The sequence below is a fragment of the Vibrio sp. C8 genome (genome assembly GCF_054051265.1).
Genome location: NZ_JBPAOE010000050.1, coordinates 142,362 through 165,360, shown reverse-complemented (window position 1 = coordinate 165,360; position 22,999 = coordinate 142,362). Strand labels below are relative to the sequence as shown.

The 22,999-nt window shown below is 38.5% G+C and carries 22 protein-coding genes; 8 read left to right on the top strand and 14 right to left on the bottom strand.

The window, feature by feature from the left end; translation table 11 throughout:
* Window positions 1-2: 2 nt before the first annotated feature.
* The 13 genes from ACRQQK_RS18390 to ACRQQK_RS18330 form a co-directional block, all read right to left on the bottom strand.
* Complete coding sequence (locus tag ACRQQK_RS18390; protein WP_457513824.1) at window positions 3-1,373, bottom strand: polysaccharide deacetylase family protein; 1,371 nt, start codon at window positions 1,371-1,373, stop codon at window positions 3-5.
* Window positions 1,373-2,332 carry a GNAT family N-acetyltransferase gene (locus ACRQQK_RS18385; protein ID WP_457513822.1) on the bottom strand — a complete coding sequence of 320 codons (960 nt, stop codon included), beginning with the start codon at window positions 2,330-2,332 and terminating at the stop codon, window positions 1,373-1,375. Before ACRQQK_RS18385 ends, ACRQQK_RS18390 begins: the two co-directional genes overlap by 1 nt.
* Window positions 2,319-3,431, bottom strand: a complete 1,113-nt coding sequence (locus ACRQQK_RS18380) for a DegT/DnrJ/EryC1/StrS family aminotransferase (RefSeq protein WP_457513820.1) — start codon at window positions 3,429-3,431, stop codon at window positions 2,319-2,321. The genes ACRQQK_RS18385 and ACRQQK_RS18380 overlap by 14 nt, the downstream gene beginning before the upstream one ends.
* A complete protein-coding gene (locus tag ACRQQK_RS18375) occupies window positions 3,418-4,326 on the bottom strand; it encodes a sulfotransferase family protein (protein ID WP_457513818.1) in 909 nt (302 codons plus the stop codon). The genes ACRQQK_RS18380 and ACRQQK_RS18375 overlap by 14 nt, the downstream gene beginning before the upstream one ends.
* 2 nt (window positions 4,327-4,328) lie before the next feature.
* On the bottom strand, window positions 4,329-4,721 hold the full coding sequence (locus ACRQQK_RS18370; RefSeq protein ID WP_457513816.1) for an acyltransferase: 393 nt from the start codon (window positions 4,719-4,721) through the stop codon (window positions 4,329-4,331).
* A gap of 119 nt (window positions 4,722-4,840) precedes the next feature.
* Window positions 4,841-6,169 carry a lipopolysaccharide biosynthesis protein gene (locus ACRQQK_RS18365; protein WP_457513813.1) on the bottom strand — a complete coding sequence of 443 codons (1,329 nt, stop codon included), beginning with the start codon at window positions 6,167-6,169 and terminating at the stop codon, window positions 4,841-4,843.
* Between the two features lie 43 nt (window positions 6,170-6,212).
* Window positions 6,213-7,631 (bottom strand): sulfate adenylyltransferase subunit CysN, encoded by a 1,419-nt coding sequence (cysN, locus tag ACRQQK_RS18360; protein WP_457513811.1) that lies wholly within the window; start codon window positions 7,629-7,631, stop codon window positions 6,213-6,215.
* 29 nt (window positions 7,632-7,660) lie between these two features.
* The gene (locus ACRQQK_RS18355) at window positions 7,661-8,623 is read right to left on the bottom strand and encodes a DHH family phosphoesterase (protein WP_457513810.1); all 963 of its coding nucleotides are present in this window, start codon (window positions 8,621-8,623) and stop codon (window positions 7,661-7,663) included.
* Entirely contained in the window at window positions 8,624-9,247 is a 624-nt protein-coding gene (cysC, locus tag ACRQQK_RS18350) for an adenylyl-sulfate kinase (RefSeq protein ID WP_457513808.1), read from the bottom strand. It abuts the gene before it with no gap.
* A gap of 249 nt (window positions 9,248-9,496) precedes the next feature.
* The gene (locus ACRQQK_RS18345) at window positions 9,497-11,215 is read right to left on the bottom strand and encodes an SLC13 family permease (protein ID WP_457513806.1); all 1,719 of its coding nucleotides are present in this window, start codon (window positions 11,213-11,215) and stop codon (window positions 9,497-9,499) included.
* A gap of 22 nt (window positions 11,216-11,237) precedes the next feature.
* Window positions 11,238-12,149 (bottom strand): sulfate adenylyltransferase subunit CysD, encoded by a 912-nt coding sequence (cysD, locus tag ACRQQK_RS18340; RefSeq protein WP_457513804.1) that lies wholly within the window; start codon window positions 12,147-12,149, stop codon window positions 11,238-11,240.
* A gap of 915 nt (window positions 12,150-13,064) precedes the next feature.
* Window positions 13,065-13,337 carry a hypothetical protein gene (locus tag ACRQQK_RS18335; protein WP_457513898.1) on the bottom strand — a complete coding sequence of 91 codons (273 nt, stop codon included), beginning with the start codon at window positions 13,335-13,337 and terminating at the stop codon, window positions 13,065-13,067.
* Window positions 13,229-13,555 (bottom strand): helix-turn-helix domain-containing protein, encoded by a 327-nt coding sequence (locus ACRQQK_RS18330; protein ID WP_457513896.1) that lies wholly within the window; start codon window positions 13,553-13,555, stop codon window positions 13,229-13,231. Before ACRQQK_RS18330 ends, ACRQQK_RS18335 begins: the two co-directional genes overlap by 109 nt.
* Window positions 13,556-13,966: 411 nt before the next feature.
* On the opposite strand from ACRQQK_RS18330, the gene ACRQQK_RS18325 reads away from it, so the two are divergent.
* The 7 genes from ACRQQK_RS18325 to ACRQQK_RS18295 all read left to right on the top strand — a co-directional run bounded on the left by ACRQQK_RS18325 (window position 13,967) and on the right by ACRQQK_RS18295 (window position 20,567).
* Window positions 13,967-14,239: a hypothetical protein gene (locus ACRQQK_RS18325; RefSeq protein WP_457513802.1), complete on the top strand. Its 273-nt coding sequence runs from the start codon at window positions 13,967-13,969 to the stop codon at window positions 14,237-14,239.
* Window positions 14,240-14,322: 83 nt separating this feature from the next.
* Window positions 14,323-14,643, top strand: a complete 321-nt coding sequence (locus ACRQQK_RS18320; RefSeq protein ID WP_457513801.1) for an N-acetylmuramoyl-L-alanine amidase — start codon at window positions 14,323-14,325, stop codon at window positions 14,641-14,643.
* A 66-nt stretch (window positions 14,644-14,709) separates the two neighbouring features.
* Entirely contained in the window at window positions 14,710-15,033 is a 324-nt protein-coding gene (locus ACRQQK_RS18315; protein ID WP_457513799.1) for a hypothetical protein, read from the top strand.
* A gap of 426 nt (window positions 15,034-15,459) precedes the next feature.
* The gene (gene rfaD, locus ACRQQK_RS18310; protein WP_457513798.1) at window positions 15,460-16,401 is read left to right on the top strand and encodes an ADP-glyceromanno-heptose 6-epimerase; all 942 of its coding nucleotides are present in this window, start codon (window positions 15,460-15,462) and stop codon (window positions 16,399-16,401) included.
* Window positions 16,402-16,494: 93 nt separating this feature from the next.
* Entirely contained in the window at window positions 16,495-18,279 is a 1,785-nt protein-coding gene (locus ACRQQK_RS18305; protein WP_457513796.1) for a polysaccharide deacetylase family protein, read from the top strand.
* Window positions 18,280-18,288: 9 nt separating this feature from the next.
* Window positions 18,289-19,443 (top strand): UDP-galactopyranose mutase, encoded by a 1,155-nt coding sequence (gene glf / locus ACRQQK_RS18300; protein WP_457513795.1) that lies wholly within the window; start codon window positions 18,289-18,291, stop codon window positions 19,441-19,443.
* A gap of 8 nt (window positions 19,444-19,451) precedes the next feature.
* The gene (locus ACRQQK_RS18295; protein ID WP_457513794.1) at window positions 19,452-20,567 is read left to right on the top strand and encodes a glycosyltransferase; all 1,116 of its coding nucleotides are present in this window, start codon (window positions 19,452-19,454) and stop codon (window positions 20,565-20,567) included.
* A gap of 4 nt (window positions 20,568-20,571) precedes the next feature.
* On the opposite strand, the gene ACRQQK_RS18290 is transcribed toward ACRQQK_RS18295, so the two are convergent.
* Window positions 20,572-21,816 (bottom strand): O-antigen ligase family protein, encoded by a 1,245-nt coding sequence (locus ACRQQK_RS18290; protein WP_457513894.1) that lies wholly within the window; start codon window positions 21,814-21,816, stop codon window positions 20,572-20,574.
* A gap of 157 nt (window positions 21,817-21,973) precedes the next feature.
* On the opposite strand from ACRQQK_RS18290, the gene waaF reads away from it, so the two are divergent.
* Entirely contained in the window at window positions 21,974-22,999 is a 1,026-nt protein-coding gene (waaF, locus tag ACRQQK_RS18285) for a lipopolysaccharide heptosyltransferase II (RefSeq protein ID WP_457513792.1), read from the top strand.

Here is a 22,999-nt window from a genome sequence, read left to right as displayed (position 1 = left end):
TGTCACTGAATTAAAGACTCATAAAATGCTTTATCAGCACTATGAGAAAAATGTGTATTGTGCCAAAGCAAAACATACTCACCATTGTGATAAATCACTTTTTGCTTAAACTCATCAAACCGATCCAGAGCTCCTTGACTGTACCCTAACCCCTCATATCTAGTATCTAGGATGGTGCATTCCATGTTGATTAAAGGGCGCTGAATCACATTCAAAGGCATCCGGTTAATTAGATCATACATTGGAAAAGCATGACATGTTCCACACCTAAAACCAGAAGCGTCAGCAAAAGATAGTGTTGTATCGTAAACCAATCCATTGTCCTCACACAACTTAGGAGTAACTTTTGCATCCCATCTCAAAAAATGCATCCTACATCCTATATTTGGTTGCATGATACCTTCCTCTGTTATTACTCTGCGCAAAGTATCAACTGAACGTTTGAATAACTCAGGGTTACGATAACAATCGAAACCCGGATGTATACCGATTTCATGACCACGCTTCGAAATAGTTCGTAACAAACTTCTTATTTCACAAGAGTCAAAGTCAAAATCACTGTCTAGATAATGTGTATATTCAGTGATGAAATAGAAAGCAACTTTATTGCCCTGTTGCTCATTAACATCCATAATCCAATCAATGTTATTTCTCACACTGTCTATTGTGTTAAATCCCAAATTATAACCCAAGAAGTTTTTCAGTCGTACTAAAGCAAGCTTTGGCGAATGTTGACGGATAAGCTCCGACGCCATCGACTTTAACGTTTTCTGAAAAGAACGCTGTACTGGATCAAATGGCCAATCTAAATCGCATGTAACAAAAGTTCTTGGGTGAGTTTCCACTTTTTTAACATCCGGCCAAAGCCTATGTATCATGACAAAAAATAATTCTATATATTCATCTACTATTGGTCGCTCAAGAAAACCATATTTATGAGCGATAGATGACGTTGATGCAAATCTTCCGTGTAAATCTAGTTCAACCTCAGGTAGAGCTTCCTCATATCGGGATAACATATAGAAAACCGTGCCACAAATATCGATCTGACAATGAACCTCATTGCTTGTTTCAGTAATCTTAGGGCTTCCAAAGATTACAGGTAAAGTACGGGTACGCAGACCAGTTAAACCATCTCCCTTATATTCAGAAAATTCTATTGGAGGACGTTTTGTTAACCAATGGATCTCTGAAAATCTAAAAAAGTCATTTGAAATCTTTAGTGTTTTTCTATTTAACGTAAAGGTAATCTCAGAATTCTCATAATCAGTCATGTTAATAACTGGCTGATAACCCAACAGCCTTTTAAACAGAAAATTAACGATATAACTGGCTTCGTTGAAACATTGCGGAGGAAGAGTACAAACTATCATCAGACAACTTCTTTTAAAAACTTAGCAAATTTCAATAATTTAGAGTTGATTTTAAAAATAGAGAAATACGGATATTGTCTAGCCCCAAATGCTCTGCAGAATCTCTCAACAGATTCAATCATTGAGCCTTCAAAGTCGAAGCTTTTGGTAACGGTTGACGAAAACCTGATTGCCTCCCACATACATAAACTAGTTGCACCGCTGTTACGCAGTTTTGGGTCTCCGCCCCCAAGAAGGTAGTAGGCACTATATTGATCCCAAACTAAAAGTACACCAGCATGATTTTTACCTTCCAGATCTCGAGCTATAAACCACTTAACTTGACCTCGTTTAGAAGCACTAGACACTATTTGTTTAACATAATTCTCTGTATAAGGCATTTTCATTGATTGGCGTTCGAAAGTAAGACAATTTAAAGCAATAAACTCCTCAATAGGAGCATCGTCAACTACTTGTAAACTGTATTTATGCGTTGCTTTTTTAATATCAGTTCGTACATTACTCTGAAAACCCGCATACACTTCGTTTATGTCGGACAGGTCCTCGATTCTATATGTGTATTTTGTTGTCTGTTGATAGCCTAACCAAAAAACTGGTAGCCAGTTCGAAATCTGATGTGACCAATTTTGCATATAGTAATCATGCTGAGGCAGTTGCCTAAACAATTCCTGAATATAATCTTTCTGGTTAGCAAGAGTTTTAGAGTATTTCTCATTATTATTACCCTTTATCCAAGGACCAAGAGTCTGAGTCAAAGAAGGCTGCCCAACGGAAGTAAAAGTATATTTGGACTTTATTGTGTAAGGTAAAGAAGCAACAACATGCCCCCCCTTTTCAACCAAGCACACATCCCACCCCTGAACTCCACAGACAGCATCCAACCACCATGCTTGACTAAATAATGGTATTGAAAGCTCACGACTGCACAGTGACCGGTATTTTTCTTTATTTTCTCTCATTTAATAAGCCTCGAATAACTGAGAGTTGTTCCTTAGAAAGGTTTTGATGAATAGGAATATCGATCCCATTCTTTGCAAAATGCTCCGATAAGCGATTTATTCCAAGTTTTGTCAATGTCGATGACCAGTTAAAGTTACCGACTCTGACATTTTTTATTAATAATTTTTTGGTAATACGTTTCAAATGCGTAGAATCATCAGAAACAAACCGAATCTTAATTGGAAATCCCACATCTTCAAAATATAGATTAGTAAAATCATCCACAAGATAATCATAGTTTTTTCTGCGAGTTTTTATAACTTCCTGATATTTATCTAACAAAGAAACCAATAAAGAAAGCTGATAATTTGAAAAACCATCTTGATCATAAAGAGACTTAGTTTTAGCCTTTGTGATTTTACCTAAAGCCTTAAAAATAAAAGGTGATTTCATATAGGTAATTAATCTTCGCCTTGTTCTAAGTGAACTTATCTTATTATTAAAATTTTTCTTACCTATTTCAAAATCAACTAACTCACGATTGTTTTTACTGGAAATTCTTGATTTATGATCAAGTAATAGTCCTCCCCCCATCAACGAGATTGGCTTATCATAGTTAAAACTAAAAACTGTAAAGTCACTTTTATAAGAACTATCACAACGATCAGGGAAATAATGCGCTGAATCCTCGATAATGATAATATCATGTTTTTCACACAAATATAAAATATCATCAAAATTACATTTATGGCCAAAAAAATGAGGCACAATAACCGCCAACAAACTATCTAGAGCCAAACCTTTAAAGATATCTTTTCTTAAAAAAAAATTCTCTTTAGGTAAATCATAATATATCGGCTGACAACCAACATTGATGACAGAATCTCTTACGACTGGACAATTAAAGTCGCATAACAATACTTTATTCTTCGTGTCTTTTTTAAGGTCAGCTAATATTTTCTCTATTCCACATCGTGCACTATTTAGAAGATTAATTCTATCTGAAGATATAGAAAAATAATAAGAAAGTTGGTTAATAGCCTCTATTTCTCTAATCTCTTTTACTGACTCGATATCTTGTTGTGTCCAAAATTCTTCTACGGTATCAGATACGTTCATCGATATAGTCCTGTATTTTTTTTCTAAGAATATCACTTCCCTTTAATTTTATTTTTACGGAATTATTTTTTGGCTCAGTAAGAATACTTTCATTAATAAAATGAGATAATTTATTAATAATTTTTTTAGGGTCAGTAACAATATCTTCGTAATCTATCGTTATAGCATCTAGGCATAAATCATTTATGTCATCTTGAATCTGCTCATTAATACGCTCTACTTGTTCTACAACTTGTTGATATGGCTCTAGAGACTCAATACCTATCATATTTTTAGGTCTCATTGACCACCAGACTGACTCGTCACCATTGATTCTTTCTCTAGCTTCAAGAAGAGAAATAGCTGTATCCAATGTATTTCTTTTAATAAATACATACTTAGCATTTGGGAAGCATTTAGACAGTGACCTTAATCTAAACCCATTAAAATTATTTTTAAACAAGAGAGTTTTTTTATGACTTTCTTTAAATAATCGATTAATCGAATACTTCAATTGTCCTTGCATATAATCATCTAGGATTATATGCTCTTTATCTTTAGGAAAGAATCTTCTCCAAAAAAGACCACCTTCAGATTCAGAAAGTGCTCCTTCAATATAACCATACTTTGAGGAAAAATTTGTATTTTTAGCTTTAATACCAAAAAAATTAATAATTTTCTCAGCTAGATAAGGAGCCTGATAGAAACGATCATGTAAATTACTAAAATACCCTACCCCTATTGAGTAAGTAATTAACTGACTTAGATAAGTACTACCAGTTCTAGGAGCTCCAATAATAAAAACTAGATTTGGTTCAGTATAATCATCACCAATCCTTTCATTTTCAAATAGTGAGAAAAAATAATTATTCAGTAACCTAAACAACACTAATTTTAATTTCTTAACAATAGCCATAATCATATTTTTTTTACAATCCTAGCAGGGTTTCCAACTAATAACTGCTCACCTTCTGGGAAGCTCTTTGTAACGACTGTACCTGCACCAACAATGGTTTTCGGTCCAAGTATAACTTCAGGTAAAATAATGCACCCTGCCCCAAGCCAGCAATCATTTCCAATGATAATTGGTTTACCTATAACATAATTTTCAAAATCACTAATATCATGGTTCATTGAAATAATAGATACTTTAGGACCAATAAGGACATTATCTCCCAGAATAATACCATTACGTGCATCAATATAGCAGTTAAGCCCTAAACCGGGAGTACGACTTCCTCTTACAATCTTCTGTACTGCTTTTATCTGGCTGGTAGGATGAACAGGCCAAGGGACATGTGAATTTATCATAAAGACTCTTTGTATAAAAAAGTGCTTTACAAATAGACGGAACGAATGAACATGTCCATTAGTTTTCATGTATGTTGGCCAAAGTAATCTAAGCACTACTTTTTCAATTACGTTCAAACTCACTTAATTAACCTATATTGAATAAAATTGAATGTTAAATAGTATACTGTTGTCGATATAGCGTATAAGATTAATGTATTACGAAAGTCAAAATCTAATGTTAATGAAAAATATCTCAGCAGCATGAAAAGAACTATAATAATAGTTGCAACCTCTTGCTTATTTATTATCATAAATGTAGTACTTAAAGGATTATTTATAAGCTGACTAACTTTAGGAAAAACCATTATTAACAAAATAATGCTTAGATCACTCCACTGACTATTACTTGTTATAATGTATGGTAATACAAATTCAGTACCTATAAAAACCAACATCACAATTGAAGTCGCTATGAAAAATAGTTTTTTAACTGTATTAATATATCTTAGTTTTAGTTTTTCTGGAGATTTATTATATTCATCAGCAGCAAACTTAGTATAAACTTGATTTAGAGATCCTGAAATCAAAGTAATAGGCATGTCTAAAATTTTGTTTGCAATTACATATACACCAACTAACTCAAAAGAATAATGTTTAGATAAAATAAAAACTGGCAAATTCATTGATAATGTATTGAGAAATACATTAGGAGTATTAACCATTGGGAATTTCTTATATTTCTTAGCATAACGCGACATTAAAGATAAATTATATTCATTTAACTTAAAGTGCCTATTAATATGTATTAAGGAAAGACAAGAGGGTAATATGAAAGAACCAATATTACATATAATTAAAGATGAAAATGATGGATAAAAACCACCTAATCCAATAGAAAACCCATTATTAGATATAGCTTGAACAGATCTATTTATGGATACTTTACTAAAATCACCAGTTGAAACAATATACATTTGTGTAAGCTGGTAAAGTCCTGATATAAATATTCCCACAGGAACAACCGAAATATAATTTTCTAGTTCATAGGCATTAAAATAAGCTAATAAATTAGATGAGAAGAAATAAAAAACCAAACTATAGATAGTAGTACTAAAGAATAAAACACAAAGAGAGAGCTGAAATACAGTTCTTGATTGATACTTTCTTTTTGGAAGAACCTGAGCCATTTCGTATTTAAAAGAAGATACACTAGAAAAAACAAGAACTATACTTAGGTATAACTGGAATTTTCCTATATGCTCAGGATTATATATGGATGCAATGATCGGAATGCATATGGCACTAAATAAACCTAGAATTACACTTGTTGACAGCAATTTGCCAAAACTTTTGTTAAAATCTGAAGTTTTATTAAATTTTCTTTTAATAAAATTAATTATTGCCATTAATAATAACCCAAATAATTTGTTTATACCATTCTTAAAGTATAATAATGCTTCAATCACTAGCTTGGAACCTAGTGATAATTTAATATATCTATAGAGTCACTTAATCTACAGATATACAACCCCATTCAGGAAAATTCTTACGAACATATACATTCAATTCTTTTTCTGCTTGCGTATATTTACGAGGAGTTACCGACTCTGTCTTGCCACCATTCACAAGTGAAACCATGCCCGCTCCAACAGTCACATTACTTATACGGTCAATCACAATAAATGCACCAGTTTGTGGCAACTTATGGTACTCATCTATCACAACTTTGTCAGTCAATTTAATGGTAGCGAGAGCGATTTCATTAAGCTCTAAGCTTTCTGCATTTTCGGCATGTTTTTCTAATGTATTCACATCCACTTTATGCTTGATTTCAGAAATTTTGCCTGTGCAGCTCTTAGTAGCAAATTTAAAAACGTACTCTTTATGAGTAAAGAGAGGTGTTTCACCCATCCATACTACATGAGCTTCACACTTATTAGTCACAGAGGCTTCATGGCCACTGTGCACTAACATATCACCACGAGAAACATCAATTTCATCTTCTAATGAGATGGTAATCGCTTGTCCTGGTTGGGCTGTCGTCAACTCTCCATCGAAAGTGAAAATGGTTTTCACTTTCGATGTTTTACCCGATGGTAGTGCTGTAATGTAGTCACCTACTTGCACAATACCGGAAGCAAGAGTGCCGCAGAAACCACGGAAATTTAAGTTAGGGCGATTCACATACTGCACTGGGAAACGCATGTGCTCTAAATCTTTGTCTTTGCCAATTTTAACCGTTTCTAGCAACTTCATTAGCGTAGCGCCTGGGTACCAATCCATCTTCTCACTTGGCGTAACTACGTTATCGCCTTTCAGTGCAGAAATTGGAACAAAGCGGATATCATCAATATCAAAGCTTTTTGCCATTTCACGGTAATCTGCTTTGATTTGCTGGTATACCTCTTGGCTATAATCCATTAGGTCCATTTTGTTGATGGCGACAATAATGTGCTTAATGCCCAGCAGTGAACAAATGTAGCTGTGACGACGGGTTTGAGTCTGAATACCACGGCGAGCATCCACCATTACAATCGCAAGGTCACACGTAGATGCACCAGTTGCCATATTACGTGTGTACTGCTCATGCCCCGGAGTATCGGCAATGATAAATTTACGCTTATCTGTAGAAAAATAACGGTAGGCAACGTCGATAGTGATGCCCTGTTCACGCTCAGATTGCAAACCATCAACTAATAGGGCTAAATCAAATGCTTCGTCTGTAGTGTTGAATTTTTGCGAATCTTTTTCTATCGCGGCCATTTGATCTTCGTAAATCAATTTGGAATCAAATAATAAACGACCAATCAAGGTAGATTTACCATCGTCCACGTTACCGCAAGTTAAAAACCGCAGTAGATCTTTGTTTTCATGAACTTTTAAATAAGCTTCAATATCTTGAGCAATCAACTCTGAAGAGTGAGACATAGTTTCTTCTACCTATTCTTTAAAAACTTTTATTTATAAAACGAATGCAATGCACTGATAAATTTGTCTTTATCAGCCACAGGCAATTGGTTAATCCCAGCCGCCGCTTTACGGCCACCGCCCGTAGCAAACTGGTTACAGAGTTCATCTGCACCGGTACGATTATTCAATGGAGCACGAACGCTTACCGTATAATCTTCACCGTTTGGATTTAAGGTTAATACCGCATGGGCTTTATCAGGGCTATTGTTAGCCAGCTCATTGCCATAAACACCACTAATTCGACGCGCCCAGCGCTCTGATGGCAGCTCATACACCTCACAAACATCATCACTGGCGCAAGGCTGTATCGCATTAACCTTCGCATAATCGAGTTCGTATCCCTGTTTTAAAATAAAGAAGGGAGAATCCTGACTATCCAATAACTCAAAAGGGTTGCCAAATTTCATCAACTGTTTATACAAGTCCGCAGGCGGTATATGCAAATCTGATAAATCAGAGCCATAACCATTGTAGTTAATTAATGTGCCCAACTCTTTTAAATAAGCCGTCGCTTGTTCCGATAAATCCCGCTCCTGCGCCATTTTTTCTGCTGGTTTATAAAGGTTATCCCCGTACGCTGCAGCTATTGCCCAGTAAGCATATTTACCTTTAAGAAGGTTATTCAATAATAAGCTGGTACAGATTTCCGCATCCAGATCGATATGTGCGGTTAAATGTGACGATTGTGGGATATCACCTGAACGGTGATGGTCACAATAGAACACTGGAATATTTCGTTCTAACAGTTTCTCTAATGCCTGGCTGTTTTTTTCCATCGAAATATCAAGCGCAGTCACCGAAGTTACATCATCTTCGGAAACAATCTTACTCAATAACTTAATATCTCGTTTAACCCCAGTGATCAGCTTAGTTACTTTAGGCTCATGCAGGCGTAACTGAAGTAACGCGATAATGCCATCTGCATCACCATTAAAAACATCGTAATGCATTTATATATACCCAAGTTCAGCTAATTGTTTAACGACCAGTTCCGCACATTCTTCAATGGATTTTTTGGCAGTTGCTATATGAATCTCCGGATTCACCGGCGCTTCATATTCAGAATCAATCCCAGTGAAGTTTTTGATTTCACCCTTTCTGGCCTTTTTATACAATCCTTTAGGATCACGTTGCTCACAAATTTCCAGCGGCGTATCGATAAACACTTCGAGAAACTGCTTTTCTTCCAGCAGCTCACGTGCTTGTTGTCTGTCAGAAATAAAAGGAGAAATAAAGGCCGTAAGTACAATCGCACCTGAATCCACAAACAGCTTAGCCACTTCACCAATACGACGAATATTTTCTATTCGATCGGCATCGCTAAAACCTAAATCTTTATTTAAGCCATGGCGAACGTTATCACCATCTAACAAATAGCTATGTTTGCCAAGACTTAACAATTTGCTTTCCACTGCGTTGGCAACCGTTGATTTACCCGAACCACTAAGCCCAGTAAACCACAGCACCACAGGCTGTTGTTGCTTGAGCTCAACACGGTCTTGATGTGTTACCGTTGTGTTGTGCCAAACGATGTCATCGCTGACCGAGTCATGTTGTTTTTTTATGTATGTCATTATTATTTGCCGTTATTCGCAATTTTCGTTATTTCATTTTCCCTACCGCCATTCCAGCAATTTTCCTGTCATTCCAGCAATTTTCCTGTCATTCCAGCGCAGGCTGGAATCTAACAACAACGCACACGGAACTTAGATTATGGATAAATATTTCATATTTTCCAGAATGACAGGAATGATACATATTTCTCGAATGACGGCATAGTGAGGATTTTCCTGAGTCACAGAGAACGGGAACATTTAGCGTCATCAAAATGGAAAAAATATCGGAATCGCAATTAAAGCGGTGAGGATATAAGTTAACGATACTTTCCAGCCGGTTTTAATAAAGTCGCTAAACTGATAGCCTCCAGCATTCATCACCATCAAATTGGTTTGATAACCATAAGGGCTGACAAAACAGGCACTGGCAGCATAGGCAACCCCCATCACAAAGGGCATCACATTTACTGAATATGCCTGAGCTAAAGTGAGCCCTATAGGTAGCATAATCGCCACAGCAGCAGTGTTAGTGATCACTTCGGTTAATACCACTGTAGCAATAAATATCACACTCAATGCCAAATAAGGTGATACATCACTACCTAGTAAGTTAAAAATATGAGTTGCAATCAATTCTGCCAGCCCAGATCCAGTAAAGGCCTGAGCAATGGATAGGGCACAGACTAAAATCAACCACAATTCAAATGGGAATCGGCGACGGATTGTTGTGCTATCAAGTAGGCCACTGAATGCCAGCACCGCAATATAACCAGCCAATGTTTCAAGCAGTGATAATGACGTTACAACAGAAAGCGGGACTGTGATAATAAAGCCACCGACTACCAAAATATTCTGTAGCAAACTAAAAGGTTGTTGGATCTGCTTACCAGAGATAAAGAAAAAATTGCGACTTAAATTTTGTCGCTTACTAAAATCACTGCCTACAGCAAGCACTAACTTATCTCCAGCTTGGATCTTCTGCTCACCTAATTTGCCAGAGAGACGCTGTCCTTCACGGCTAATCGCAACCACTGCTGCATCAAAACGAGAGCGAAAGTCGGTACTCTTTAGAGTACGATTAATCAGTACCGATTCAGGGCTGACAATCACTTCGGTCAAGTTGCTTGCTAATAGCTGGCTACTATCAGCAAAAACTTCTACTCCATCAAGTTTTTGCAACTGGCCTATCTGTTTAACATCACCAGTAAAAACCAGTTTATCCTGCGCAAGAATAATAGTTTCTGGCGTTACAGGAGAAATAAGTTGGTTATTACGTACGATTTCAGCCAAAAACAGTCCATCGAGAGCACGTAACCCATTTTGTCTGATATTGCGACCTATCAACTTACTCTCGGCTTGAACTTCAGCATCAATAAAGTACTGCTCAAATTCCAACTGAGTGGTATTCGATGTTTTTAAGTTTCGGGCACTAATTGCAATACTCAAACCAACAAACACTAGCAGTACCAAGCCAACAGGCGTAAAAGCCAGAAAATCTAAACTCGGTATTTGGTAATTCGCTAGTAACGCATTAACCACTAAGTTGGTCGATGTACCAATCAAGGTTAAAGTGCCACCTAAGATGGCAAAATAAGAAAGCGGCAATAATAAACGAGAAGAGGAATGCTCTTGATTTCGCTGTACAGCAGCCATCAAGGTTGCGACAACAGCGGTATTATTTAAAAACGCAGAGCTTAGCGTAGTACTTAGACCCAATCGAAAAATTGTTGCTCTATAGCTAGGTAGAAAAACTTTACTGGATAACCATGGTAAAATAGCTGAACGTTCAAGTGCCAATGAAGCAATCATCAGCATAATTAACACGAGTACAGATTTATTAGTGATATTCTTAATAATATCCGTTTGCAATAATTCTCCACTGATATAGAGCCCAATAACAGCGAGCGTAAACAGCGCTGTCGGCTTAATATGAGTGAATATCAACGCTGCTAATAAAGAGACAATGATCAGAGCGGTAATTAACATCGCAACAACTCAAAGACAATTTTTAGAAATAGCCTTCGCGTTTTTTCTTCTCCATGGAACCGGAAGAGTCATGGTCAATCGCACGGCCTTGACGTTCTGAAGTGGTTGTCAGCAGCATCTCCTGAATGATTTCAGGCAAAGTTGTGGCTTCGGATTCCACAGCTCCAGTTAATGGGTAACATCCCAGAGTACGGAAGCGAACCATTTTGTGCTGAACTTCTTCGCCTTCTCTCAGTTCCATACGCTCATCATCCACCATGATAAGTATACCATCACGCTCAACGACTGGGCGTAGCTTCGATAAGTATAGTGAAGGAATTTCAATTCCTTCCAGATAGATGTATTGCCAGATATCCAGCTCAGTCCAATTCGAAAGCGGGAAAACTCGAATACTTTCCCCTTTGTTCACTTTACCATTGTAGATGTTCCACAACTCTGGACGTTGATTTTTAGGATCCCAGCGATGGTGTTCATCACGGAATGAATACACACGCTCTTTAGCTCGCGACTTCTCTTCATCGCGACGAGCACCACCAAAAGCAGCATCGAAACTGTATTTGTCTAACGCCTGCTTTAACCCTTCGGTTTTCATGATGTCGGTATGTTTTGAGCTACCGTGAACAAACGGATTAATATTCATCGCTAAACCTTCAGGATTTTGATGAACAATTAACTTCATACCGAGTTTTTTCGCCATGTAGTCACGAAATTCAATCATCTCTTTGAATTTCCATGTGGTATCCACATGCATCAAAGGAAATGGAGGCACACCCGGCGCAAACGCTTTTTTAGCCAGATGCAGCATCACCGATGAATCTTTACCCACAGAATAGAGCATGACTGGGTTATCAAATTCGGCTGCCACTTCACGCATAATGTGGATCGACTCAGCTTCTAATTGTTTTAAGTGCGTTATGCGTTCAGGTGTAATCATCTTTATCCGAATCCTATAATATATTTTAGGTACGCTACCGCCCTTGGGTATCTCCCCCCAAAAGCGTCAATATTATTTTCAAATGCTATTGCACATCGCATTTTTTAGTGTGCTGAGTTTACAACAAACTGGTCGTGGTTGCGACATAACATCATAAGAATAGCCCTGCAAAATGTGACGGGGAAGTTAGCTGAGAGTGAATACCACGTAAGCCATAAGCTGAGTTGGAAGCAACCCCACCCAGCCTCCCCTTGAAAAGGGTAGGCGCAAGACAGTATCTCCCCCTATGAAGGAGAGGAGCATGGACTTGTGGCTTAGAGGCAGCTCCGACTTCCCCTAAATAACAAAAAATCACTCAACACTGTCACAACAGCAGTCTAGTAAACATTGACAGCGTATCGAGGCGACCATTTGCTTGCCTATGGCCAACTATGTCAGTTGCCGCTTGTTATGAGACTAATAGAGCGTTTCTATATCAATAAATATACGAGCGTTACGCAATGGACTGTACAGCAAATTGTTTTGACTGATGTTCAGTTGCTGACAAATATCCTCAATTTCGCTGGGTTTAGGATAGTTACTCAACAATAGATCTATCAATTCTCTTTCTCGCCCAGTAACCTGACATATGCGTTTATGCAATCGTTGTTTTTCCTGCTGAAGGAGTAATGCCCCATTCGTTGTTCACCTCTCATTATGTTGCTGAAGCATTTTATTGATGTAATTTTCAATCGGGTGCTTGTGTCCACTTTGGCAATATTGTTCTATCACTTGGTCGGCCATTCTTGGTGCAGTGAACGAGGCGGAACGTTGTTGCAAATACTGTTTCCGGTTTTGGTCGGCGTCTGTTCTACGTCTGTGCCAATTATTGACAAAATGCCCCAACTGATCAACAGATTTACGTTTATCGTTGGCTCACATCGCACTGAGTTGCTCAAACACGTTGATATTGGAATAGCTCTGTTGCATCAGCTGATAAAACTCATCATACACTGGCCACTCGCCTTCACGAGATGGCAGATGAATCGCCACTTGTTGTGAATTGCCTCCCTCTTGAAGATCTTTTTCTGATTCATCGGTTATGGATGCAGTTCGATCCCCCTCAGAGAGTAAAATCTCTTCCCCCTCCTGCGTATAGCTGTTGCCTTGTTCAACATGGCTATGATTTGGCATTCGCAGTTTATACAAATTGCTTCTCTGACGCCCCTTTTCATCGAAGCGTTGAATACGCTTAATAAAGCCATTTTGTTCCAGCGTTTTGAGGTGACTTTTCCCGTACGAAGCGATATTTCACAGTATTGGGCAAGATAATCACAGGAAGGGAAACAGACACCGTGGCTGTCTGCGTTGTCAGCAAGTTTTAACAAAATGAGTTTGCTGATTGGGGAACAGGTTTTCACCGCCATAAATGACAAGATTAACTGTTGACACATAGAAGCTCCTTATCGAAGGTTCAGCTTCTACCTAAGCAACGAACATGAAACTAGGTATTTTCTCAGTTTGGGAAAATTGCTTTCAATATCGACATTAGAGAGTCATAGATAACAAGTGTTCTAACGCTGGTAAATATCAAACATAACAATGTGTTGCCGTTCGAAAAACAACGCACTAATTGGATATTCATAACGGCTGTTACACCCTGTTTCACATCCTGCCTCTAACCTAACCACGAGTTTGTCACTAACTCAAAAGCTACATTCACTTCCTTATCGAATTGGAGATAGGTCTATGTGTATGACGATTCAGCGTTTTATCGCAGTGTATTCCCCTAGCACAGTCAAATCTGTTTACTTTGTTAACATTGTTACTCACCAACTATGTCGCTACCGAACCATCAAGTTACCGCCATTGCGATCACTTGCTTGTATTTCTGCATCAAACAGCATGATTTATTAAAGACTGAGCAAGCGCTACAGGTGTATGGTTTTAAAAGCCAAGACGAAGAATGGCTAAAAATGGGCATCAATAAAGTGCACCAGTTGAGTGGAGAGCTGGAACAACAGTATGAGGCGTTTGTTGGGATGTTGGAGGAATTAGAGTCCTCCAACACGGATAAGGGGGGAGAACCAAGAGCAATATGTATTCTTTAGTTGTAACTAGGGGACGTGAACTTATGACCACCAACCTTAAACCGAAATGGATAACCGCACATTGCAGTGCCACGCCACCGTAGATGGATATAGGGAGAGATGAGATTCGGCAGTGGCATTTGCAACGCGGCTGGCAGGAAATTGGCTATCACTATGTGATTCGCCGTGATGGTGACATTGAATTAGGTCGCGAGCAGCATCTACAAGGAGCCCATGCTCTAGGACACAATCAGGACAACCTTGGGATCTGCTTAGTTGGTGGTTGTGATAGCGAAATGCAAGCACAAGACAATTTCACTCTCGCCCAGCGTAAGGCACTGTTTGCACTAATAAGCCAGTTACAACAGAAATACACTATTGATCCGCACACTCACAGTGGAACTCAACAAAGGCTTGCCCTGTGATAAAAATCAACAATGGTGACTCGTTGGCTCATCATATTGCCGAGAAGGAGTAAATCATGAGTCTATTTGGACGAATATTTGGTAGCCAAACATCATGGAAAAAAGCTTAGATACCCTGACCAAAACAAGAGACGCTATGTTTTTACTGATGAAGAAAAATCACAATACAAAATCAACCTACTTAAGGCTTATGAACCGTTTAAACAGGTGCAACGTTATATTGTGTTGTTGTCTACCATTCATTATGTCACCTTGCATGTCAGTGTCATTCTCGGTTGTGTGCACGGGTTAGAATGGCAAGCTCTCAGTGTGATGATCAACGACGCGCTCGGTTATCCGGTGCTAGCCGCGGTGGGGCTGTATTTAACCGGTGGCGTTCTTAGTAAGTAGAAAACAAGTCTTTGCTCCTCCCCTTTCTAAGAGGAGGCTGGGAGGGGTTGCTTCCACGGTACTTAATAAATATTGCAATGATCAATAATCTTCGTCGGTTCACTCCCTCTAACTCCCCCTCAACTGAGGGGGAGAACTAAGAGTAAGCGACGACTTATTACGAGAGATCACAAGCGCATTTCCGTCCTGCGAAGGCAGGAAGCTGAATTCTCACTACATCCACAATAGCGAGATCTCGGATAAATGCTGCGTATTTTCCGGGATGACGGAGGAATGAATACTCAGGTATGACGCGAAGTTGAACTTTCTCAATCAGCGCTGAATATTGGCAAACACTTTAAAAGTGACGTTAAACTCAAGCGTGATATACTCGGGTTAATTTTGGGTTAATGACCCATCAAGCTAATTTGTATTGAGGATTTATATATGATCATCGTAACTGGCGGCGCTGGCATGATTGGCAGCAACATCATCAAAGCACTTAACGAACAAGGTATTAACGACATCTTGGTTGTCGATAACCTAAAGAACGGTAAGAAGTTTCAAAATCTAGTAGACCTTGATATCGCAGATTACATGGATCGTGATGATTTCTTAACTCAAATCATGGCAGGCGATGACTTTGGTCCCATTGAAGCAATCTTCCATGAGGGGGCGTGTTCTGCTACTACAGAGTGGGATGGAAAGTATATGATGCTCAACAACTATGAGTATTCTAAAGAGCTATTACACTACTGTTTAGATCGTCAGATTCCATTCTTGTACGCTTCATCAGCGGCAACTTATGGTGAAACAGATACCTTCATCGAAGAGAAAGAATACGAAGGCGCATTAAACGTATATGGTTACTCAAAACAGCAGTTTGATAATTACGTTCGCCGTATTTGGCAAGACGCGGAAGAGCACGGTGAAAAACTTTCCCAAGTCACTGGTTTCCGCTACTTCAATGTTTATGGGCCCCGCGAGCAACACAAAGGCTCAATGGCATCTGTTGCATTTCATTTAAATAATCAAATGAACGCTGGAGAGAACCCTAAACTGTTTGCTGGTAGTGAGCATTTTAAACGTGATTTTGTTTATGTAGGTGATGTTGCAGCTGTCAACCTTTGGTTTATGCAGCACGGTAAATCAGGCATTTTCAATCTTGGAACAGGTAACGCGGAGTCGTTTGACGAAGTAGCCAAAGCGGTGATCAAACACCACGGTCAAGGCTCAGTGGAAACAATTCCATTTCCTGAACACTTAAAAGGCGCATATCAAGAATATACTCAGGCAGACCTGACTAAACTGCGCGCAGCAGGCTGCGACCACCAGTTCAAAACAGTGTCAGAAGGCGTTGCAGAGTATATGTCGATTATTAATAAGTAATACCACGACTGCAAATATCCAGTGTTCCTGCTTTGAACTCTGGATATTTGCAGATTAGAATACAGCGTTTACAAAAGTATAGTGGGTTAACTGATGAATATTTTAATGGCACTGTCGCAGCTAGAAGTAACTGGAGCGGAAGTGTATGCAACAACTGTCGGCAACCTGCTAACCAAACGCGGCCATAAAGTCCACTATGTGTCAGACACTCTGACTAAACCTTTCGCTGGTCAATATTTTAAACTTCGCTTCAATAAGCGCAGTATCCCACGCAGATTCTGGCACGTTGCTTATCTTGTCTATCTAATCAAAAAGCACCATATTCAACTGGTACATGCGCACTCACGCGCATCCAGCTGGAGCTGCCATGTGGCCTGTAAAATTACCGGCACACCAATGGTCACCACTGTTCATGGTAGGCAGCCAGTGCACGCTTCTCGTAAGAAATTTCATGCGATGGGTGACAAAGCGTTACCGGTCTGTGAAGCGATCGAGAGACAACTGATTGAAGAACTGGATGTACCCGCTTCTCAGTTAACCGTCAGTCGCAATGGTATCGAAACCCAAGCTTTTTCTCCTGCCAAGCCTCCTAACAACGCGAAGCCTATCATCACTATTGTCGGTCGCTTAACCGGCCCTAAAGGTGATTTATGTTACCGCTTGTTAGATGAATGCCTCGATCTCGAACAATATGATGTTCGAGTCCTGACCGGTTCAGCAATGGAAGCAAGATTTGAGAAGTTCGTAAACAAGGTATCATTTCCAGGTTATACCAACGATGTTGCTCAAGTACTGCAGCAGTCAGATCTGGTGATTGGTGCAGGCCGTGTAGCCATGGAATCTTTACTTTGTGGCCGCCCGACACTCGCGATTGGCGAGGCTATATCAATAGGTATTGTCGATGAACAGAATCTCGCCCGAGCTATGGCGACTAACTTTGGAGATATAGGCTCTAACATTCTCGATATCGATTTTGACTCTATCGCTCAAGAAGTTGCAAAAGGACTCAGTAATTCTTCATGTGCACCGTCGGTAACAGAAACGATTCGAAATAACTACGATCTCAACAATATCGTCTCTCATATAGAAACGATTTATCAAGATGTGGTCATCAGTAAACAGCAAAAAGAGATGCCCGTCTTAATGTATCACCGCTTTATCGACAATGAATCTAAAAAAGGCACACGAGGCCCATACATAGACATTGATCTATTTGAAAAACACCTAAAGCTTCTTAAACGAATGGGCTTTGAAAGCCTTACGTTTGAAGACTTATCTACCAAAGGCACGATTGAGAGATTAAATTCTGGTAAACGTTACTTTATACTGACCGTTGATGATGGCTTTGTTGATAACTATGAGCTTATGCTTCCTCTTCTTAAAAAGTATGGCTTTAAAGCGGTTGTCTATGTAATCACAGGAGAAACTTATAATCGTTGGGATGTTGAAGCCAGCGAGAATCCAGATAAGCCATTTCCGCTAATGAATAATGAACAGATTAAAGCCATGTCTGATTCTGGCTATATAGAGATTGGAGGGCATACACTCACCCATCCATTTTTAAGTAAGCTGCCATACGAAGAGCAAAAGCTTGAAATCGAACAAAACAAGATCGAGTTAGAGACAACTATTGGTAAAAAACTCACATCATTTGCTTATCCATATGGTGACCTCGACGATAACTCAAAAATAATCGCTCGCGAACTAGGCTTTGATTTTGCGGTTGCGACTAATAGTGGTCCTCTTGCTTTTCATCAAGATTTATACCAAATACGTCGTATTGCTATTTTTCCTAAAACCAGCGCATTTGGTCTTTGGCGAAAAATACAAGGTGGCTACTTGTTTAGAAAGCATCCAGATTTAATAAAAAAATTATAGGGAATAGGAATGAAATTTCTTTTTGTTGGTGCTGGCTTTTCATGCGCTGTGATCGCAAGAAAATTTGCAGAGGCAGGTCACCAGGTTGATATCATTGACTCTCGAGATCATATCGCAGGTAACTGCTATACAGAGAGAGATATTGATACCGGAATAATGGTTCACACTTATGGTCCCCATATATTTCACACTGATGACCAAGAAGTCTGGGACTATGTGAATCAATGGGATACTTTTATACCTTATGTGAATAGGGTCAAAACGACCAGCCGGGGTCAGGTATTCTCCTTGCCTGTAAACTTGCATACAATCAACCAAATGTTTAATAAAACATTTAATCCTCTGCAAGCTCAAAATTTCGTACAAAGCTTATCAGACACATCGATCGAAAAACCTAAAAACTTCGAAGAGCAGGCATTGAAATTTCTGGGCAAAGAACTCTACCAAGCGTTTTTTGAGGGCTATACACGTAAACAGTGGGGATGCTCTCCTACACAATTACCAGCCAGTATTTTAAAACGTTTACCTATCAGGTTTAACTATGACGATAATTACTTCAGCCATAAGTTTCAGGGTATGCCTGGCAATGGGTATACCTATATAGTTTCTCAGATTCTAAATCATAAAAATATCAAGATACAATTAAACAAAGCTTTTAGTTCAGACATGGAATCAAAGTATGAGCACATTTATTACTCAGGGCCCATAGATCACTATTTTAACTATAGATTTGGACGCCTAAACTACCGCACCTTGGACTTTCATAAAGAAACACACCAGGGTGACTATCAAGGATGTGCTGTTATGAATTATGGAGATGAGGATGTTCCGTATACTCGTATTACAGAACATAAATACTTTGCACCATGGGAGAAACACGACGACAGTGTTATATATAAAGAATACAGTCGAACTTGTGAAGAAAATGACATCCCATACTACCCGGTTAGGTTTAGTGGTGGTGAGGAAATTGGTAAGCTCCAACAGTATATCAACTTAGCAGAAGCACAAAGCAAAGTAACGTTTATAGGTCGTCTTGGGACATTCAGATACCTAGATATGGATGTTACCATCAGAGAAGCTCTGGATTGTGCCGACCAATCACTGTCCATGTTAACAAGTAACCAGTCGATTCCTGCTTTTTTTACAAACCCTATTAATTAAGTAAAAATATGAACAAAGTTGTCCACTACAGCAAACTAATTCGCCCTGGTGGAGGGCCTGCCGGTTATCTCTACAACCTTGAAATCGCTTGTAATAAGTCACAAAAAGTAGAAGTAAGATATGAAGAAAAGATTGAGAGTAGAGCAAAGACATCGACCTCGAACACGCCAAGAAACAATGTTTTTAAAGATATAAGACGTGCCTTCAGTGACTTTAAGAAAATCTACAAAGGCAAACCATTATCAACGTTGAATGATATTGATAACTCTACCATTATATTCCATGGTGTGGGAGAGGCTTTGTTATTTTTAAATCATAAAGATAACTTAAAAAATAACAACAAGTACTACTTAATGATGCATAGCCCAGTACCACCACATGTAGAGTTAGCGAGTGATACTAACAACAATTTTATTAAAAAATTAAGAATTTATCTATTAAGTAAAATAGAAGCTAGGTGTTTAAAAAAAGTCGATGGTATTGTTGTTCCTAATATTCATGCTGTCGACAACTACTACCTAGACAAACCTAAACTAAGGTCTTTACTTGACAGCAAAGATGTCAAAGAGGTACCAACTGGCATCAAAGCTATCGAAACAACGAATTTTCCATCTCGTGAACACATTCTAGCTAATATGAACGTGGATCCTGAAAATAGCGTTGTAGGTTATTTCGGCAGATTCATTTGGGATAAGGGTTTTGATAATTTCAAAATCATCGTAGAAGGCAGTAAGATAGAAAATATTACTTTTATATCGGCTGGACAAGGTGACTTACCTTTACCTGAAAGCGGTAATTATATCAATCTCGGATGGCGTTCTGACGCTCTGGAACTCATCAACGCTGTTGATTATGTGCTAGTTCCAAACAATGTTGCCTACTTTGACCTTATTATTCTCGAAGCGCTTTCAATGGGAAAACGCGTTATAACGACATACGTGGGTGGCAGTAAAAATCTTGAGAAAGGCTCTGTTAATTATTTACATCTAGATATGGACTTGTCATTACAATTTGACAAAATAATAATGGATGATAACTGGACCACGAGTAAAGAAATCAAAGAAATACATCAGAAATATTATTCATCCCAGTCATTTAAGAGTGGGTTCGAAAAAAACTTCTAATATTTTAATTTCGAAACCCGGAGTCTTTCGGGTTTTCGTTTATCACTAACATCATAAAAAAACCGACTAAAAGCAGATAGAAATAAGTCGTCGCACTATAAATCGTAAACTGTGACTCTAGTTGTGTAGACACCAAAGTATACACAATCAATGAAAGGCATGTGCGTTTTATAAACACCTGTTGTGACCGTAACCCCAAAGAAAATAATAAACACCAAATTACTGCAAATACAAAAGCTAACAACCCACCTTTTACCAAAGACTGAATAAATACATTATGGTAGCTAGGCCGCTCTTGATTTAGAATTGAAAACGCAGCACGCTCCATTGTTCCATTTTTATGTGAAGCCTGAATAGCACTTCTCTCCGCTGAAGCATTTACACCGATATATGGCGATAATTTAAATATTTCCCAACCATTGCGCCACATATCAACACGAGCGCCAAAAGACGAATTATAGTTTTCGGCTATTAATTTATTATATTCTGCATGCGCAGAATTAATACGATCTTCAACCACTTCGAAACTTTTAATTGAAATAAAAAATAATAATATTGTTGGTAGTATAATAATTAAGGCTCGCCAATTTTTTCGGAAAACAATATTTGCTAATTGGACTAACACAACGACGGATAATGCTAACCAGGATGTTCTGGTTTGTGATAATATGATTACTGATAAAAGTGACACACTTAACACTAAAAAAATCAAACCTTGGCGATATTTATTTCTACCAAGCCCATCACATGCAATACCAAAAGTAACGATGAATGTCATTCCGATGACATAAGCATAAGGCCCAGAATTAACGATAAAGCCAACTCTAGATATATGCATACTAAAAAATTGATACCAGGCAACCGAACAAATAATCACGGAAGAAATAGCAATTAGATTTAGAAAGTTTTTTTTTGTAAAGACAGACCTAGGGATAAAAAGAAAATAAAAAGATACAGACCAGACAACTCTCGCGAAATCAAAATGTCCCGAGTTAAAAAAGTGGAGAAAAGAATAAAAAATAGCAACAGAAAAACAAAAACCAATAAACAATCTAAATGTTATATTATTAAGCTTATCTTTTAGTTCATGTCTATAAAAAAACAAACTGTATAATGATATTACCGCCAGAAGCCTAGACAAAACATGTTTTGTGTCAGGAAAATTAAACACAATACCCCAAGCCCAAAAGAACGGGCTCAACAAAAATACGGCTTCCAAGTTTTGTTTAAACTTTGATGGGAGTATCATTTTTATCACGGTAGGCTCTACTACTTTTTTGAAGATATCAGCAAAAGAGGCGAGATTTAACCATACTTTATGTCGATGTTAAACATCTTTATCATGTGATATGTCAACCATTGACCAATGTGTTAGTATACGATTCCCGGTAACCACAAAAAACTGTATGAAAATACTCGTCATAGGCCCTTCTTGGGTGGGAGACATGGTGATGTCTCAAAGCCTCTATAAAACATTAAAGCAGCACTACCCAGATTCGGAACTGCATGTATTAGCTCCTGCCTGGTGCAGACCTATTTTATCTCGGATGCCGGAAGTCGACAAAACGATCGATATGCCGTTAGGCCACGGTACATTTGATCTCAAAAGTAGATATAAGCTTGGTAAGTCTTTACGTTCGGAGGCGTACACACACGCATATGTATTACCAAACTCAGCAAAGTCAGCCCTTATACCTTTATTTGCTAAGATACCAAATCGAACAGGCTGGAAAGGTGAGTTTCGTTATGGACTACTTAATGACCTTCGTCCAGACAAGAAAGTGTTTCAGTTTATGGTGGAACGCTATGTCGCGTTGGCATTTGATAAGCAATTGATGGAATCTTTTGTCAAGTTTGAGAACTGTCCAATACCTGAACTTTCTATTGATGCTGCAAGCCAAAACAATGTGATGAATAGACTTGGATTAGATTCCACTCGCCCAATATTTGGTCTTTGCCCCGGCGCAGAGTTTGGTCCAGCCAAACGCTGGCCCGATAAATACTATGCCGAAACAGCAAAATACATAATCGAAAATGGAGGTCAAGTGTGGACATTCGGTTCGGCAAAAGACCGAGAGGTAACTCAATCGATACGCAATACATTGTCATCACCTCTTCAGGAGTTTTGTTTTGACCTTGCAGGAGAAACATCTCTAGTCGAAGCCGTAGACTTACTTGCATTGTGTAAGGCAGTGATTACCAATGATTCCGGACTTATGCATGTTTCAGCATCTGTAGGAGCTCACGTTATTGCCATTTATGGTTCAAGCTCCCCAAGTTATACGCCACCTTTAACTAAAAAATTGGATATACTAAACACCAATATTTCGTGCCGCCCATGTTTCAAACGTGAATGCCCGTTAGGCCATTTAGAATGTTTGACTAAGCTGTATCCTGAACAAGTAATTAAAAAACTAGATGCGTTAGGTTGA

What these genes read in the sequence shown, in the direction of transcription:
- ACRQQK_RS18390 (WP_457513824.1), bottom strand. Translation starts at nt 1,373, where the DNA reads ATGATAGTTTGTACTCTTCCTCCGCAATGTTTCAACGAAGCCAGTTAT.
- ACRQQK_RS18385 (WP_457513822.1), bottom strand. Translation starts at nt 2,332, where the DNA reads ATGAGAGAAAATAAAGAAAAATACCGGTCACTGTGCAGTCGTGAGCTT.
- ACRQQK_RS18380 (WP_457513820.1), bottom strand. Translation starts at nt 3,431, where the DNA reads ATGAACGTATCTGATACCGTAGAAGAATTTTGGACACAACAAGATATC.
- ACRQQK_RS18375 (WP_457513818.1), bottom strand. Translation starts at nt 4,326, where the DNA reads ATGGCTATTGTTAAGAAATTAAAATTAGTGTTGTTTAGGTTACTGAAT.
- ACRQQK_RS18370 (WP_457513816.1), bottom strand. Translation starts at nt 4,721, where the DNA reads ATGATAAATTCACATGTCCCTTGGCCTGTTCATCCTACCAGCCAGATA.
- cysN (WP_457513811.1), bottom strand. Translation starts at nt 7,631, where the DNA reads ATGTCTCACTCTTCAGAGTTGATTGCTCAAGATATTGAAGCTTATTTA.
- ACRQQK_RS18355 (WP_457513810.1), bottom strand. Translation starts at nt 8,623, where the DNA reads ATGCATTACGATGTTTTTAATGGTGATGCAGATGGCATTATCGCGTTA.
- cysC (WP_457513808.1), bottom strand. Translation starts at nt 9,247, where the DNA reads ATGACATACATAAAAAAACAACATGACTCGGTCAGCGATGACATCGTT.
- ACRQQK_RS18345 (WP_457513806.1), bottom strand. Translation starts at nt 11,215, where the DNA reads ATGTTAATTACCGCTCTGATCATTGTCTCTTTATTAGCAGCGTTGATA.
- cysD (WP_457513804.1), bottom strand. Translation starts at nt 12,149, where the DNA reads ATGATTACACCTGAACGCATAACGCACTTAAAACAATTAGAAGCTGAG.
- ACRQQK_RS18330 (WP_457513896.1), bottom strand. Translation starts at nt 13,555, where the DNA reads ATGGCGGTGAAAACCTGTTCCCCAATCAGCAAACTCATTTTGTTAAAA.
- ACRQQK_RS18325 (WP_457513802.1), top strand. Translation starts at nt 13,967, where the DNA reads ATGTCGCTACCGAACCATCAAGTTACCGCCATTGCGATCACTTGCTTG.
- ACRQQK_RS18320 (WP_457513801.1), top strand. Translation starts at nt 14,323, where the DNA reads ATGGATATAGGGAGAGATGAGATTCGGCAGTGGCATTTGCAACGCGGC.
- rfaD (WP_457513798.1), top strand. Translation starts at nt 15,460, where the DNA reads ATGATCATCGTAACTGGCGGCGCTGGCATGATTGGCAGCAACATCATC.
- ACRQQK_RS18305 (WP_457513796.1), top strand. Translation starts at nt 16,495, where the DNA reads ATGAATATTTTAATGGCACTGTCGCAGCTAGAAGTAACTGGAGCGGAA.
- glf (WP_457513795.1), top strand. Translation starts at nt 18,289, where the DNA reads ATGAAATTTCTTTTTGTTGGTGCTGGCTTTTCATGCGCTGTGATCGCA.
- ACRQQK_RS18295 (WP_457513794.1), top strand. Translation starts at nt 19,452, where the DNA reads ATGAACAAAGTTGTCCACTACAGCAAACTAATTCGCCCTGGTGGAGGG.
- ACRQQK_RS18290 (WP_457513894.1), bottom strand. Translation starts at nt 21,816, where the DNA reads ATGATACTCCCATCAAAGTTTAAACAAAACTTGGAAGCCGTATTTTTG.
- waaF (WP_457513792.1), top strand. Translation starts at nt 21,974, where the DNA reads ATGAAAATACTCGTCATAGGCCCTTCTTGGGTGGGAGACATGGTGATG.